12 protein-coding genes are annotated in these 14,927 nt (G+C 73.0%); 9 read left to right on the forward strand and 3 right to left on the reverse strand.

Annotated elements, in window-relative coordinates:
- The first annotated feature begins 267 nt into the window (after nt 1-267).
- Both H0H10_RS15385 and H0H10_RS15390 read left to right on the forward strand, forming a co-directional pair.
- The gene (locus tag H0H10_RS15385; protein ID WP_188181513.1) at nt 268-918 is read left to right on the forward strand and encodes a TetR/AcrR family transcriptional regulator; all 651 of its coding nucleotides are present in this window, start codon (nt 268-270) and stop codon (nt 916-918) included.
- A gap of 206 nt (nt 919-1,124) precedes the next feature.
- A complete protein-coding gene (locus H0H10_RS15390) occupies nt 1,125-2,654 on the forward strand; it encodes an MFS transporter (RefSeq protein WP_188181514.1) in 1,530 nt (509 codons plus the stop codon).
- A 111-nt stretch (nt 2,655-2,765) separates the two neighbouring features.
- Here the strand turns inward: H0H10_RS15390 and H0H10_RS15395 are convergent, their stop codons facing one another.
- Nucleotides 2,766-3,281 (reverse strand): MarR family winged helix-turn-helix transcriptional regulator, encoded by a 516-nt coding sequence (locus H0H10_RS15395; protein WP_188181515.1) that lies wholly within the window; start codon nt 3,279-3,281, stop codon nt 2,766-2,768.
- Between the two features lie 96 nt (nt 3,282-3,377).
- On the opposite strand from H0H10_RS15395, the gene H0H10_RS15400 reads away from it, so the two are divergent.
- From H0H10_RS15400 to H0H10_RS15410, 3 genes are all read left to right on the forward strand, one after another.
- Nucleotides 3,378-4,163: a dioxygenase family protein gene (locus H0H10_RS15400; RefSeq protein WP_188181516.1), complete on the forward strand. Its 786-nt coding sequence runs from the start codon at nt 3,378-3,380 to the stop codon at nt 4,161-4,163.
- Between the two features lie 488 nt (nt 4,164-4,651).
- Nucleotides 4,652-5,650 carry a sigma-70 family RNA polymerase sigma factor gene (locus tag H0H10_RS15405; RefSeq protein ID WP_188181517.1) on the forward strand — a complete coding sequence of 333 codons (999 nt, stop codon included), beginning with the start codon at nt 4,652-4,654 and terminating at the stop codon, nt 5,648-5,650.
- A 555-nt stretch (nt 5,651-6,205) separates the two neighbouring features.
- Complete coding sequence (locus H0H10_RS15410) at nt 6,206-6,907, forward strand: TetR/AcrR family transcriptional regulator (protein WP_373566842.1); 702 nt, start codon at nt 6,206-6,208, stop codon at nt 6,905-6,907.
- Between the two features lie 331 nt (nt 6,908-7,238).
- On the opposite strand, the gene H0H10_RS15415 is transcribed toward H0H10_RS15410, so the two are convergent.
- Nucleotides 7,239-8,228, reverse strand: a complete 990-nt coding sequence (locus H0H10_RS15415) for a helix-turn-helix transcriptional regulator (RefSeq protein WP_188181518.1) — start codon at nt 8,226-8,228, stop codon at nt 7,239-7,241.
- 62 nt (nt 8,229-8,290) lie between these two features.
- Between H0H10_RS15415 and H0H10_RS15420 the strand changes: the two genes are divergently transcribed.
- The 4 genes from H0H10_RS15420 to H0H10_RS15435 all read left to right on the forward strand — a co-directional run bounded on the left by H0H10_RS15420 (nt 8,291) and on the right by H0H10_RS15435 (nt 13,911).
- On the forward strand, nt 8,291-9,808 hold the full coding sequence (locus H0H10_RS15420) for an MFS transporter (protein WP_188181519.1): 1,518 nt from the start codon (nt 8,291-8,293) through the stop codon (nt 9,806-9,808).
- A gap of 185 nt (nt 9,809-9,993) precedes the next feature.
- Nucleotides 9,994-10,755 carry a DeoR/GlpR family DNA-binding transcription regulator gene (locus tag H0H10_RS15425; RefSeq protein WP_188181520.1) on the forward strand — a complete coding sequence of 254 codons (762 nt, stop codon included), beginning with the start codon at nt 9,994-9,996 and terminating at the stop codon, nt 10,753-10,755.
- Complete coding sequence (gene pfkB, locus H0H10_RS15430) at nt 10,752-11,699, forward strand: 1-phosphofructokinase (protein WP_188181521.1); 948 nt, start codon at nt 10,752-10,754, stop codon at nt 11,697-11,699. The genes H0H10_RS15425 and pfkB overlap by 4 nt, the downstream gene beginning before the upstream one ends.
- Before the next feature lie 85 nt (nt 11,700-11,784).
- The gene (locus H0H10_RS15435) at nt 11,785-13,911 is read left to right on the forward strand and encodes a PTS fructose transporter subunit IIABC (protein ID WP_188181522.1); all 2,127 of its coding nucleotides are present in this window, start codon (nt 11,785-11,787) and stop codon (nt 13,909-13,911) included.
- Between the two features lie 197 nt (nt 13,912-14,108).
- Here the strand turns inward: H0H10_RS15435 and H0H10_RS15440 are convergent, their stop codons facing one another.
- A complete protein-coding gene (locus H0H10_RS15440; RefSeq protein ID WP_188181523.1) occupies nt 14,109-14,855 on the reverse strand; it encodes a DUF6227 family protein in 747 nt (248 codons plus the stop codon).
- Nucleotides 14,856-14,927 lie beyond the last annotated feature (72 nt).

Raw genomic sequence — 14,927 nt, forward strand, 5'->3', positions numbered from 1 at the left:
TGCGCGGGCGCTCGCTGGAGCAGCCGATCGTGGGTTTCTCGCCGGTAGGGGGCCGGGCGGGGTGCGAGTGAGCCAAGTGGGGTGCGTGGGACTCCGGTTGCCCGCAGTGGCGGGACGGTGACCCAGCAGTGATGTGGGTCAGGTCACACGAGAAGTCCTGGGTGGCGGGAAATAACCGGGGACCGTTTCCCCGTTTAGCCCTGTGTCCGAGCGAAACGGGGAGAGTGTCCCCGCTTCGTTGAACCACATTCGTCCTAGGAGTACGCCGTGCAGACCGCCACCCCCGAGCAGCGCAAGGCGCCCCGGCCGCGTGCCGACGCCCTGCGCAACCGGGAGCGGATCGTCACCGCCGCCCGGGAGATGTTCGTCGAGCACGGTCCCGACGTGCCGCTCGACGAGATCGCCCGCCGGGCCGGGGTCGGCAACGCCACGGTGTACCGCAACTTCCCCGACCGCGACGCCCTCGTCCGCGAGGTCGTCTGCTCGGTCATGGACCGTACGGCACGGGCGGCGGAGAAGGCGCTCGCGGAGACCGGCGATGCCTTCGAGGCGCTGGAACACTTCGTGCACGTCTCCGCCGACGAGCGGATCAGCGCGCTGTGCCCGATGGTCTCCAGCACCTTCGACCAGTACCACCCCGACCTGGAGGCGGCACGCGAACGGGTCGAGCGGCTCATCGCCGAGGTCATGGGCCGGGCCAAGGCGGCCGGGCAGCTTCGCCCGGACGTGGGGCTGGGCGACCTGATGGTCGCCGTGGCCCAGCTCAGCCGCCCGCCGGCCGGAACCCAGTGCCTGCGCGGCGACCGTTTCGTCCACCGCCATCTGCAGCTGTTCCTGGACGGGCTACGGGCTCCGGCCCGGTCCACCCTGCCGGGTACGGCCGTGACCATGGAGGACCTGCGCCGGCCCTGCGAATAGTTCCGCCAGTTCCGCCAGTCCCGCCGGTCTTGAGCGTCCCGCGAGTCCCGCGAGCTCCGAGAGTCTCATCCGTCCGGTTCCACGAATCCCATCCGTCCTGACGCGTTCGGCAGCGCCGTCGACGAGTCATCCCTTACGTCACGTCACGTCACCTTTTTTTACACGTCACCCCTTTTCCGTCACGAAGTACTGAAGTGGGTATCCCCATGTCCCGAACAGCCGACAAGGCTCCCGGCGTCCCCGACGCCGGCCGCTGGAAGGCGCTCGTCTTCATCGCGCTCGCCCAGCTGATGGTCGTCCTCGACTCGACCATCGTGAACATCGCCCTCCCCTCCGCCCAGCAGGACCTCGGCATCTCCGACGGCAACCGGCAGTGGGTCGTCACGGCCTACGCCCTCGCCTTCGGCGGTCTGCTGCTGTTCGGCGGCCGGATAGCCGACCTGTGGGGCCGCAAGCGCACCTTCGTCACCGGCCTGGCCGGCTTCGCCGCGGCCTCCGCGCTCGGCGGCGCGGCCACCAACGAGGCGATGATGTTCGGCTCCCGCGCCCTGCAGGGCGTCTTCGGCGCCCTCCTCGCGCCCGCCGCGCTGTCCCTGCTGGCCGTGATGTTCACGGACGCCAAGGAGCGCGCCAAGGCGTTCGGCATCTACGGTGCCATCGCCGGTGGCGGTGCCGCCGTCGGTCTGATCCTCGGCGGTTTCCTCACCGAGTACCTGGACTGGCGCTGGACCTTCTTCGTCAACATCCCGTTCGCCGTGGTCGCCGCGGCCGGTGCCTGGTTCGTCATCCATGAGCCGGAGGGCGGACGCAACCGCTCGCCGCTCGACATCCCCGGCGTCATCCTGTCCACGCTCGGCCTGGTCGCGCTCGTCTACGGCTTCACCCGCGCCGAGTCCGCCGGCTGGAGCGACGGTCTGACGATCGGCATGTTCGTCGGCGCCGCCGTGCTGCTGCTCGCCTTCGTGCTCGTCGAGGCCCGGGTCAAGAGCCCGCTGCTGCCGCTGCGCGTGGTCACCGACCGCAGCCGCGGCGGTATCTACCTCTCGCTGGGCCTGGCGATCATCGCGATGTTCGGCCTGTTCCTCTTCCTGACCTACTACCTGCAGATCGTGAAGGGGTACTCGCCGGTCAAGACCGGTTTCGCGTTCCTGCCCATGGTCGCGGGCATGATCACGGGTTCCACCCAGATCGGCACCCGCCTGATGACCAGGGTCGCGCCGCGGCTGCTGATGGGCCCCGGCTTCCTCGTCGCCGCCGTCGGCATGCTGCTGCTGACGCAGCTGGAGATCGGGACGTCCTACGCGGCCGTGCTGCTGCCCGGCATGCTGCTGCTCGGTCTGGGCATGGGTACGGCCTTCATGCCGGCCATGTCCCTGGCCACCCAGGGCGTCGAGCCGCGGGACGCCGGTGTCGCCTCCGCGATGGTCAACACCTCCCAGCAGGTGGGCGGCGCGATCGGCACGGCCCTGCTGAACACGATCGCCGCCTCCGCCACCACGTCCTACATCGCCGACCACATCGGCTCCGCGGCCACCCGGCCGCAGCAGCAGCTGGTCCAGCTGGAGGGCATGGTGCAGGGCTACACCAGCGCGATCTGGTTCGCCGTCGGCATCCTCGTCGTCGCCGCCGTGATCGCCCTGACCTTCGTCAACGCCGGGCGTCCGGGCGGTACCGCCGTCGCGGGCTCCGCCGGCGCTGCGGAGGACGAGGTGCCGGTGCCGGTCATCGCCCACTGAGGCCGGCGGCACCACCACCCCTTCGGGCCTTCGGGACCTTTCGTTCCACCCGTGCACGGGGGAGGGGACGCCCCCGTACGCACGGTTCCCGCGGACCTGCCCCGGCCGCGCTCAGCGCAGCCAGGGCAGGTCCGCCCCCGCTTCGCGGGGCTGGAGTCCCTCGGCGACGATCCGCATGATCTCGCCGAGGGACTTCTGCTGTTCCGGGGTGAGCCGGTCGAACAGGGCCTGGCGCACGGCGTTCACATGGCCGGGCGCGGTCCGGCGCAGCACCTCGTGGCCCTCGTCCGTGAGGACGGCGAACTGGCCGCGTTTGTCGGAGGGGCAGTCCTCCCGGCGGACCCAGCCGTTCTTCTCCAGACGGGCGATCGCGTGCGAGAGGCGGGAGCGGGTGATCTTCGCGTACCTGGCCAGCTCGGTCATCCGCAGCCGCCGCCGCGGGGACTCGGCGAGCTTGACCAGCAGGCCGTAGTAGACGTGCGGCATGCCCGCGTCGCGTTGGAGCTGGCGGTCGAGGTGGTCCTCCAGGAGGGTGGCGGCCTCGATGTAGGAACGCCATACGAGCTGTTCCTCGGCGGTGAGCCAGCGGGGCTCGTCGGCGGAGTGCGAGATGGGTGCCGTGTTCATGTATCCACTGTACGAGGCCACTTCTTGAAGGTTAAACAAAGTGGGCGTAGATTCGGTTCAAGAGAGATTGAGAGTTCAAGTACTGGAGCCGCCGCCATGTCCGCCACCACCCGGGAGCGCATGCCCGCCCTCTACCTCAGCCACGGCGCCCCGCCGCTCGCGGACGACCCCGTCTGGCCCGGCGAACTCGCCGCCTGGGCCGCCGCACTGCCGCGCCCCAAGGCGATCCTCGTCGTCTCCGCCCACTGGGAGGAGGCCCCGCTCGCCCTCGGCGCCACCCGCACCGTCCCGCTCGTGTACGACTTCTGGGGCTTCCCCGAGCACTACTACCGGGTGCGCTACGAGGCCCCCGGCGCGCCGGGGCTCGCCGACTCCGTGCGCAAGCTGCTGCGCGCCCCCGGCACGCCCGTGCAGGACGTCCCCGACCGCGGACTCGACCACGGCGCGTACGTCCCGCTGGTGGAGATGTATCCCGAGGCCGACGTCCCGGTCCTCCAGGTGTCGATGCCGACCCTCGACCCGGCGCGGCTGATGGACATCGGCCGCAGGCTCGCGCCACTGCGCGACGAGGGCGTACTGATCGTCGGCTCCGGCTTCTTCACCCACAACCTGGCCGCGCTGCGCCAGGCCGGGGTCCCCGCCTGGTCCGCGGAGTTCGACGACTGGGGGCGGCAGGCGCTGGAGGCGGGTGACGTGGACGGGCTGCTCGACTTCGCCCACAAGTCCCCGGCGGGCCTGCTCGCCCACCCGCGCACCGAGCACTTCGCGCCCCTGTTCGTGGCGATGGGGGCGGCGGACGCGGCCGGTGAGCTGGACACCCGGCGGTCGGTGATCGACGGGTTCTGGATGGGGCTGGCGAAGCGGTCGGTGCAGTTCGGCTGACCTCGGCGGGGTGCGGGCCGCCTCACCGGGCGCCGCGGTGCCGGGGCGCGGCCTGTGGTCCCCGCCTCCCTGCGGCAGGCAACCCTGGGCGGGCGCGTGCCGTCTTCAGGGGCGGAGGGGGCCGAGGGGGGCGTCCTCCGGGGCGAGGGCACGGGAGCCCGGTATGGCGGGCGTGGCGGGCGTGACGGGCGTCTCACCGGCGCGGCGGCCGCGAAGATCGGCGAGAGGGTGGAGGACTCCTCGATTCCCGGCCTGACCTGGGCCTCTGCCCGCGGGGCAGTGCCGCGTGCCGTCGTGTGGCGGCACAGGGTACTGCATGATCAGAAAAATCGGGGGGCGGGTTGGGAATTCTGTCCGGATTCCAGTCGTTGTTTCCATCGGATGCAGGGCACCCGAGGAGAGTCCGGAGACGAGACCGGGAGACAAGCCCAGACGGTGCCGAGTGTCCGTTGGACCACCCGCTGAACCACCATCGCAAGGGAGCACGCATGGCAACCCGTGCCGTCGCCCGTCGTCAGTCCGCCACCGGCGAGACGCCCGACGCGGCAACCAGCGTCCGCGCCAACGGCGGCGAGCTCGCCGACCGCGATCTGGTCGGCATGTACCTCGACGAGATCGCGCGGACCCCCCTGCTCGACGCCGCCAAGGAGGTCGAGCTGTCCCAGATCATCGAGGCGGGTGTGTTCGCGCGGCAGGTCCTCGAAGGCTACGAGGAGACCGGGGCGGATGCCACCCGCGAGGAGCTCCAGGCCCTGATCGACGAGGGCGAGCGGGCGAAGGACGTCTTCATCCGCTCCAACCTCCGTCTGGTCGTCGCGGTCGCCCGCCGCTACCCCCGCAGCGGTCTGCCGCTCCTCGACCTCATTCAGGAGGGCAACGCCGGCCTGGTCCGCGCGGTCGAGAAGTTCGACTACCGCAAGGGCTTCAAGTTCTCCACCTACGCCACCTGGTGGATCCGTCAGGCGATCACCCGGTCGATCGCCGACCAGTCGCGCACGATCCGGCTGCCCGTCCACCTCGTGGAGGAGCTGGGCCGGATACGCCGCGTGCAGCGCGAGTTCAACCGTGAGCACGGCCGTGAGCCGGAGCCCGCGGAGATCGCCGCCGAGCTCGGCTCGACGCCGGAGCGCGTCACCGACGTCCTCGACTGGGCCCGCGACCCGGTCTCGCTGAACATGTCGGTGGACGACGAGGGCGAGACCCAGTTCGGTGACCTGCTGGAGGACACCTCCGCGGTGTCGCCCGAGCAGTCGGTGATGACGCTGCTGCGCAGCGAGGAGCTCGACGACCTCATCGGCCGCCTCGACCCGCGCACGGCCTCGATCATCAAGATGCGGTACGGCATCGAGGACGGCCGGGAGCGCACGCTCACCGAGGTCGGCAAGGAGCACGGGCTGACCCGCGAGCGGATCCGCCAGATCGAGAAGCACGCGCTGCTGGAGCTGAAGAAGCTGGCCCGCGACACCGGCTTCGAGGCGGCGGCGTAAGGCGGTCGTGAGCCAGGGGGCGTGGGGTGACACATGGGGCGTACGCCGGGTGGCTGAACCCCGCGCAAACATGGCTGTGTAACGCTGCTTCAACCCCTGGGGGCCCGGGAACAAGAGTCTCGGGCCCGGCAGTACGGGTCCGGGGCCACCGCCCCTGACCCCCTGAACCAAGTCCCGACGCACTCCCCCCGGCGCCGGGACTCTCCCCGAGCCGGGCTCGGCGTCCTTCCCCCCGGGCGCCGGGCCCGGCTCCTCTCTCATGCGGGCCCGCGGGTTCGTGGTGGGTGTTTCGCGGGGGCGCGGGCTCGTAGTGGGTGCTCGCGGGGCTGCGGGTCGTGGCGGGTGGTCTCGCGGAGCCGCCGGTCCGTGGCGGGTCTCTCGCGGGCGGCCGCGGGTCCGTGGCGGGTCTCTCGCGGGCGGCCGCGGGTCCGTGGCGGATGTCTCGCGGAGCTCCAGGGCCGTTGCGGGCAGGCCGAGGGGCGGGGCACCCCGGACCTGAACCCCGGGGTGGCCCGCCGGATGGCAGATTCTGCCACAGCGGCATAGCCTGCCGAAGTGAGTAGCACCACCCCAGACCCCACCCCGTCCACGCCGGGTGAGGCACCCGCCCGACCGGCCTCCCTGACCGAGCGGCGCAAGGCGGAGACCCGGATGGAGATCGCGCGTGCGGCGGCCCGGCTCTTCGTGAGCCAGGGACTGCGCGCCACCCGCGCCGAGGACATCGCCCGGGCCGCCGGCATCGCCCCGCGCACCTTCTACCGTTACTTCGCCACCAAGGAAGAGGCGGTCGCTCCGCTCTACGCGATGGGCGCCCAGCGCTGGGCGGAGGCGGTGCGCCGGGCACCGGCCGAGCTGTCCCCGCCGCAAGCCCTGGAACACGCCGTACGCCACACGCTGACGCCCGGCGCCGGGGTGTCGGCACCGGGCTGGGAATGGGCCCGCACCCTCATCCGTCTGGCGGGCACCAGTCCGGCCCTGCGCAAGGTGTGGGCCGAGGTCTGCCACACCACGGAACTGACGCTGGCCGAGGCCCTGGCCCAGCGGATGGCCGAGGGCGACGACAACGTTGCCGCCCGCCTGGCGGCCTCCTGTGACCTGCGCTTCGCCGCGGCCGCCGCGGGCACCGCCGTCCGCGTGGCCGTGGAGCACTGGGCCTGCGACGACACCCCGGGCAAGCCCCGACGGGGCCCGCTGGAACCGGCGCTGCGCAACCTGGAGGCGCTGAGGGCCCTCCGCTGGGCGAACATGACGCCATGACACCGGGCACGTCTTTGGCGCCGGCCCCGGAACCGCACCGACGACGCCCACCGCGCCGCGCCGTCGGTCCCCACCTCCGCCCGCGCGCCCGACGTCCGGTCACCGGCCCCCAGCGCCCCACCACTGGCCGGGCTCCCCGCAGTTCGCTGCGACCGCCCCGCCCCGGGGGCCGGCCCCCGCGCTCGCCCCGCCCGGACCCCTGGGGGCCTGTCTACCGCCCGTGGTCCTCCACCCGCAGCCGCGCCCGGCCCGGCGCCACCTGCCCGGGTCGCTTCCCGCCCCCGTCTCCAGCCGCGCCCCGCCGTCCGCCGGTAACCGCCGCCCCCCCGGGTCACGCCCCCGGCACCGCGTCGCCGCCGCCGGTCGCGCGGCCCAGTCGGGCGGCCAGTTGTCTGGTGCACTCCACCAGGCTCGCGGGTGCCCGTACCGTGAACTCCACGCCCAGCAGGGCCAGTCGCGCCGCCAGCCACTCCGGTGAGTCCGACACGGTCGCCCGCAGGACGCACGACGCCCCGTCCTCCGACGCCTCCGGCGTCCCCAGCCACCCGCGCAGTCGTGACGCGACGACCTCGGCCGGCGCGGCGAACGCGACGACGGCCTCGTACGAGTCGCTCCGCCGGTGCATCGAGCGCCGCAGGAACTCCGCCGCGCTCCCCGTCGGCAGCTCCCGCGGAGCGAACCGCGCCCCCGTGGCGAACGGCTCGCTCACCCGGTCCACGCGGAAGGTCCGCCAGTCGTCGCGGTCGAGGTCGTAGGCCACGAGGTACCAGCGCCGCCCCGTCGACACCAGCCGGTACGGCTCCGTCAGGCGCCGGGACTCGGTGCCGTCCCCGGCGCGGTAGGCGAACCGAAGCCGCTCGTGCCCGGCCACCGTCGACGCCATGACGGTCAGCGTCTCGGGCGCGATGCTCGGCCCGTCCCCGCTGGTCAGCGGCGTCGTGGCGGCCTGGAGCGTGGCGACGCGGTGACGCAGCCGGCCCGGCAGCACCTGCTCCAGCTTGGCCAGCGCCCGCACCGACGCCTCGTCCACGCCCTCGACCGCGTGCCCCGCCCCGGCGCGCAGCCCCACCGCGATCGCCACCGCCTCCTCGTCGTCGAGCACGAGCGGCGGCATCGCCTTGCCGGCGACCAGCCGGTAGCCGCCGTCGGCTCCCATGGTCGCCTGGACCGGGTAGCCCAGCTCACGCAGCCGGTCGATGTCCCGCCGGACCGTCCGCCGCGACACCCCGAGGCGCTCGGCGAGCTCGCCGCCGGGCCATTCGCGGGGCGTCTGCAGGAGGGACAGGAGCGTCAGGAGCCGGGCCGGAGTGTCCGTCGTCATGGATACGAGGATGCCGCGGATCTAGGACATGATCTGACCTACTGGGGTCCTAGGTTCGGGTCATGTCCTTCTCCGAGACCTCGCAACCCCCAGCTCAGCCCGCCGTCGGTGACCGCCGGCGCTGGTTCGCCCTCGCGATCGTGATGACGGCCGCGTTCATGGACCTCGTCGACGTCACGATCGTCAACATCGCGATCCCCTCGATCCGGCGGGACGAGGGCGCCACCTTCAGCCAGATCCAGTGGATAACCGCCGGTTACGCCCTCGCCTTCGCCGCCGGCCTGATCACCGGCGGGCGGCTCGGCGACATCCACGGCCGCAAGAAGGTGTTCCTCGTCGGCATCGGCGGCTTCACCGTCGCCTCCGCGCTCTGCGGCCTCGCCGTGAACCCGGAGATGCTGGTCGCCTCCCGCATCCTCCAGGGCGCGATGGCGGCGCTGATGGTGCCGCAGGTGCTGTCGATCGTGCACGCCACCTTCCCGGCCCACGAACGCGGCAAGGTCTTCGGGCTGTTCGGCGCGATCGTCGGACTGGGCGCCGTCTCCGGTCCGCTGCTGGGCGCCCTGCTCACCGAGTGGAACCTGTTCGGTCTGGAGTGGCGGCCGATCTTCCTCATCAACCTGCCGGTCGGCATCGCGGGCCTGGTCCTCGGCAGCCGTTTCATCACCGAGTCCAAGGCCCCGCGCGCCCTCAAGCTGGACCTGGTGGGTGTCGCCCTCGTCACCCTCGGCCTGCTGATGCTGATCTACCCGCTGACCCGGGGCCGCGAGCTGGGCTGGCCGCTGTGGGGGTACGTCTCGATGGCCGGCGCGCTCGTCGTCTTCGCGGCGCTGGTGGCCTACGAGCGGCGCAAGACCGTACGGGACGGCTCCCCGCTGGTCGAGCTGTCGCTGTTCAAGGTGAAGAGCTTCGCGGCGGGCATCGCCGTGCAGACCGTCTTCGGCGTCGGGCTCGGCGTCTTCTTCCTCGTGTGGACGCTGTACATGCAGGAGGGGCTCGGCTGGAGCCCGCTGCGGGCCGGTCTGACCGGTGTGCCGTTCTCCATCGCGGTCTCCGTGGCGGCCGGGATGTCGGTGCAGAAGCTCGTCCCGCGCTTCGGGCGCAAGGTGCTCCAGGCGGGCGCGCTGGTGATGGCGGCCGGGGTGCTGCTCTACATCTGGGAGTCCGGGCGCTACGGCCTCGGCATCGAGCCCTGGCAGATGGCGCTGCCCCTGGTCGTCATGGGTGTCGGCATGGGGCTGATCGTCGCCCCGCTGACGGACGCGGTGCTCTCCGAGGTGCCGCGTGAGCACGCCGGTGCGGCGTCGGGGCTCATCAACACCGTGCAGCAGATGGGCAACGCGCTGGGGCTCGGCCTGGTGTCGGTGGTCTTCTTCGGCGCGATGAGCGACCACCTGACCCCCGACCGCATCGGCCCGGCCTTCGTGGACGCCTTCCAGAACGCGCTCGGCTGGGTGGCGGCGGTGATGGGCGCCATCTTCCTGCTGATGTTCGCGCTGCCGAAGCGGCCGGCGCAGCACGTCGAGGGAGCCGGGGACGAGTCCCCGGCGGAGGAGCGGGAGGCCGCGCTGGTCTCCTGAGCACCGCGGGACACGGACAGGGGACGGGCCCGGCGCCTCACCGCCGGGCCCGTCCCCTGCGTCCGCGACGACATCTGGGAAGCCCGTTCATGCCCGCCTGAGTCCGAACCTGTTTACTTTCTCGAAATCCGGGCGTAGCCTCCCAGGGAAACCACACGTTCGGGCATGGTCGGAGGCAAACGGACATGTACGCACCGGAGCGGCAGCAGGAGATCCTCCGCCTCGCCCGTGACGGCGGCCGGGTGGACGTGGTCTCGCTCGCCGAGGAGTTCCAGGTGACGGCCGAGACCATCCGCCGCGATCTGAAGGCTCTCGACCGGGCCGGCCTGCTCCGCCGGGTGCACGGCGGAGCGATCCCGGCCGGACGCCTCGACTTCGAGCCCGACCTCGCCGAGCGCGAGTCGACCGCGGCCGACGAGAAGGACCGGATCGCCAAGGCCGCCCTGGCGGAACTGCCGAGCGAGGGCACGATGATCCTCGACGCCGGTTCGACGGTGGCCCGCCTCGCGGCCGCCCTCCCGCAGGCCGCCTCGCTCACCGTCGTCACCCACAGCCTGCCCATCGCCGCCCGCCTCGCCGACCACCCCGGCATCCAGCTCCACCTGGTCGGAGGGCGCGTGCGGCACCGTACGCGCGCGGCCGTGGACGCCTGGGCGCTGCGCGCGTACGGCGAGATCCGCGCCGACGTGGCCCTGGTGGCGGCCAACGGCTTCTCCGCCGAGCACGGCCTGACCACGCCCGACCTCGCCGAGGCCGCCGTGAAGCGGGCCGCGGTGGCGGCCGCCCGCCGCGTGGTGCTGCTCGCCGACTCCTCCAAGCACGGCCAGGAGCACTTCGCCCGCTTCGGCGACCTGAGCGACGTGGACCTGCTGATCACCGACAGCGGGCTGAGCCCCGAGGACGCCGCCGCCATCGAGCGCGGCGGCACGGAAGTAGTACGCGCATGATTCTCACCGTCACCCCGAACCCGTCCCTGGACCGCACCTACGAGGTCCCCTCCCTCGACCGCGGCGAGGTCGTCCGCGCCACCGGCGAACGCGTGGACCCGGGCGGCAAGGGCGTGAACGTCTCGCGCGCGGTCACCGCGGCCGGGCGGCGCACGGTCGCGGTGCTGCCCCTGGGCGGTGCTCCGGGCGCCCTCGTGGCCGACCTGCTCGACGCCCAGGGCATCGAGGCCGCCCCGGTGCCGGTCGCCGGTGCCACCCGCTCCAACATCGCGCTCGCGGAGGCCGACGGGGTCCTCACGAAGATCAACGCGCCCGGCCCCGAGCTGTCGGCCGCCGAGCAGGAGCTGCTGCTGGAGACGGTGCGGCGGCAGTCGCGCGGCGCGGACTGGATCGCCTGCTGCGGCAGCCTGCCGCGCGGACTCGACCCGTCCTGGTACGCCGCGCTGGTCGCCCGCGCGCACGCCGCCGGCGTACGCATCGCCCTGGACACCTCCGGACCCGCCCTGCTCCGGGCCCTGCGCGAGCGGCCCGACGTGGTCAAGCCGAACGCCGAGGAGCTGGCGGAGGCCGTCGGACGGCCGCTGGCCACGGTCGGTGACGCGGTGAAGGCCGCCGAGGAGCTGCGCGAGCTGGGTGCGCGGGCCGTCCTCGCGAGCCTGGGCGCCGACGGGCAGCTGCTCGTGGACGACGCGGGCACCTGGTTCGGCAGCGCCCTCGTGGACGCCGTGCGCAGCAACGTCGGTGCCGGAGACGCCTCGCTCGCCGGCTTCCTGATCGCGGGCGGCGCCGGGCCGGAGGCGCTCGCCTCCGCCGTCGCCCACGGTGCCGCCGCCGTCCGGCTGCCCGGGAGCGTGATGCCGACGCCCGCCGACCTGGACCCGGACGCGGTGACCGTCACGGCCGACGTGCCGGTGGACCGCCCGCTGAAGGAGCCGGCGCCATGACCTCCCCCCACACCCCCGTCCCCTTCCCCCTCCCCGCCCCCGCCCGTCCCCCGGTCAGGGCGATACGCGAGCTAAGGAGCCCGCGATGAGCGACATGATCACCGCGGAACTGGTCGATCTCGGCCTGTCCGCCGACACCAAGGAAGCGGCGGCCCGCGCCCTCGCCGAGCGCATGGTGGCCCTGGGCCGGGTGACCGACCTGGACGGCTTCCTCGCCGACGTGGCCGCCCGCGAGGCCCAGATGCCGACCGGCCTCGACGGCGGCATCGGCATCCCGCACTGCCGCAGCGAGCACGTCACCGAACCGACGCTCGCCTTCGGGCGCAGTGCCGAGGGCATCGACTTCGGGGCGGCGGACGGACCGGCCGACCTGATCTTCCTGATCGCCGCGCCGGCGGGCGCCGACGACGCCCATCTGACGATCCTGTCCTCCCTGGCCCGGCAGCTGATGAACGACGAGTTCACCACGGCGCTGCGGGCGGTGCGGGACGCCGGCACCGCGGCCGCGCTGATCCGCGGGGAGGCATCCCCGGCGGACGTCACCGCATCCCCGGCGGACGCGACCGGACCGGCGGCCGGGGACTCCGAGCCTGCGGCCGGCGACTCCGGGCCGGCGGGTACCGAAGACTCCGTGGCGGCGTCGGCGGCGGCCTCCGCCGACGCCGCCACGGGCAGCACCGGCACGCCGCCGCCCTCGGCGGAGACCGCACGCCCGTTCCGTATCGTCGCCGTCACGTCCTGCCCCACCGGCATCGCGCACACCTATATGGCGGCCGAGTCGCTGGAGAACGCGGGCCGCGAGGCAGGCGTCGAAGTCCTCGTCGAGACCCAGGGCTCGGCCGGGTTCACCCGGCTCGACCCGGCGGCGATCGAGGCGGCCGACGGCGTGATCTTCGCCCACGACGTGCCCGTGCGCGACAAGGACCGCTTCGCCGGGAAGCCCACCGTCGACACCGGCGTGAAGGCGGCCATCAACCGGCCCGGCGAGCTGATCGCCGAGGTCCGCGGGAAGGCGGCGCGCGGCGAGGTCACCGCGGCCGGCTCCGCCGGCACGCCCGTCGAGCGCACCGGCGAGTCCGGCGAGGGCTACGGGACGAAGCTCCGCAAATGGCTCATGTCGGGCGTCAGTTACATGGTGCCGTTCGTCGCGGCGGGCGGCCTGCTCATCGCGCTCGGCTTCGCCATCGGCGGCTACGACATCAACAAGGCGCCGTCGGTGACGGACCACTTCGTGTGGACGCAAGCAGACAGCTGGGCGGCGCTGCTGTTCCAGATCGGCGGGGTGGCGTTCGCCTTCCTCGTCCCGGTCCTGGCCGGCTACATCGCCTACGGCATGGCCGACCGCCCGGGCCTCGTCCCCGGCTTCGTCGGCGGCTCGATCGCGCTGACGATCAACGCGGGCTTCCTCGGCGGTCTCGCGGCCGGTCTGATCTCCGGTGCCGTCGTGATGGCGATCCAGCGGGTGCGGATCCCGGCGGCCCTGCGCGGCATCATGCCGGTGGTGGTGATCCCGCTGATCTCCTCGGCGATCGTCGGGTTCCTGATGTTCGTCGTGATCGGCAAACCCATCGCCTCCGCGCAGAAGGGGATGACCGACTGGCTGAACGGCCTGTCCGGCGCCAACGCGGTCCTGCTCGGCGCCCTGCTCGGCCTGATGATGTGCTTCGACCTCGGTGGCCCGGTCAACAAGGTCGCCTACACCTTCGCCACCGCCGGTATCGCGGTCTCGGACCCGAGCGACTCGGCGATGAAGATCATGGCGGCGGCGATGGCGGCCGGTATGGTCCCGCCGCTGGCGATGGCGCTGGCGACGACCGTGCGCGGCAGGCTCTTCAACGCCGCCGAGCGCGAGAACGGCAAGGCGGCCTGGGTCCTCGGCGCCTCCTTCATCTCCGAGGGCGCGATCCCGTTCGCGGCGGCCGACCCGCTGCGGGTGATCCCCTCCTCGATGGTGGGCGGTGCGGTCACCGGTGCGCTGTCTATGACCTTCGAGGCGACGCTGCGCGCCCCGCACGGCGGCATCTTCGTGGTCCCGCTGATCGGCAACCCGCTGCTCTACCTGGTCGCCATCGCGGCGGGCGTCTGCGTCACCACCGCGCTGGTGATCGTCCTCAAGGGCCTGCGCAAGCCGGTGCCGGGAGCGGTGGCACCCGCGCCCGGCCAGGGCCCCGCGGCCTCGGCGGCGGAGGCGAAGCAGCCGGTGGCGGCATAAGCAGCCGGTGGCCGCCCAAGGGAACGCAAGAGAACTCAGGGCGAAGCGAAGGGCGGAGGCCGCCGGGCCGGTTCCTCACGGGATCCGGCCCGGCGGCTTCTCATGGGACCGGGCCCGGCGGCGCGGCTTCCCACCGGACCGGGCCCGACGGCTTCCCACGGGACAAGGCCGGGCGGTCTCCCACGCGGCGGGGCCGGTCAGGAGACCTGCGCGGCCCGCCGGTCCATCGCCTGGTGGGCGGCGTCCTCGCTCACGTACACCTCGCACATGTGCCGCCCGTCGGGCGTCGCCGTGTGCTCGACCTCCCAGAGGGAGACCTCCTCGCCGTCGCTCAGCAGGAACGCGTGCTCGTAGAGCGAGAAGCTGAGCCCCGCGCGGCCCGTGCGGCCGGGGCGGCCGAAGGCCTGGGTGATCTGGTGCGCGGTCGCCGTGGCCAGCAGCGCGGCCACGTCGGCGCCCGGCCGGTCCGCGTTCTCCGCGCGGCGCAGCAGCCGGCGGGCGTGGTCCGCCGAGCCGCCCCGCACATAGGTGTGTGGCGGCGCGGGGATCGGCGACAGCTGGACCAGCACCGGCAGCTCGAAGTCCGGGGCGTCCGGCGGCAGCGGCAGCCGGGCGGTGGCGGCGCGCAGCTCCTCCTCGTCCACGTACACCTCGTGCTGCGGCTCGCTGCCCGGGGCGGTGTTGTGGACGAGCTCCCAGAGCGTGAGCGCCGAGCCGTCGGCCAGCAGCCACGTGTGCCGGTACGTCTCGCGGTGCAGTCCCGCGCTGTGGTGCGCGGAGTGCAGCGAACCGTCGTGCGCCAGCGCGCAGTCCAGTTGCCGTATCGTCTCGTCGGGCAGCTCGAACGAGTTCAGTGCGCGGCCGAGCAGTCGCGCGAGGTGCTCCTCCGGAGACTCGGGCGACTCGGGTGGTTCGTACGCTGCCGTCTCGTACGGAACGCTCAAGGTTTCTCCCGGCGTTGCTGCATGTCACCTAGTGGGTGCATACCGTAGCCCCTCGGTCGGACATCATGTCCG

The organism is Streptomyces griseicoloratus, from assembly GCF_014534645.1.
Lineage (GTDB): Bacteria > Actinomycetota > Actinomycetes > Streptomycetales > Streptomycetaceae > Streptomyces > Streptomyces griseicoloratus.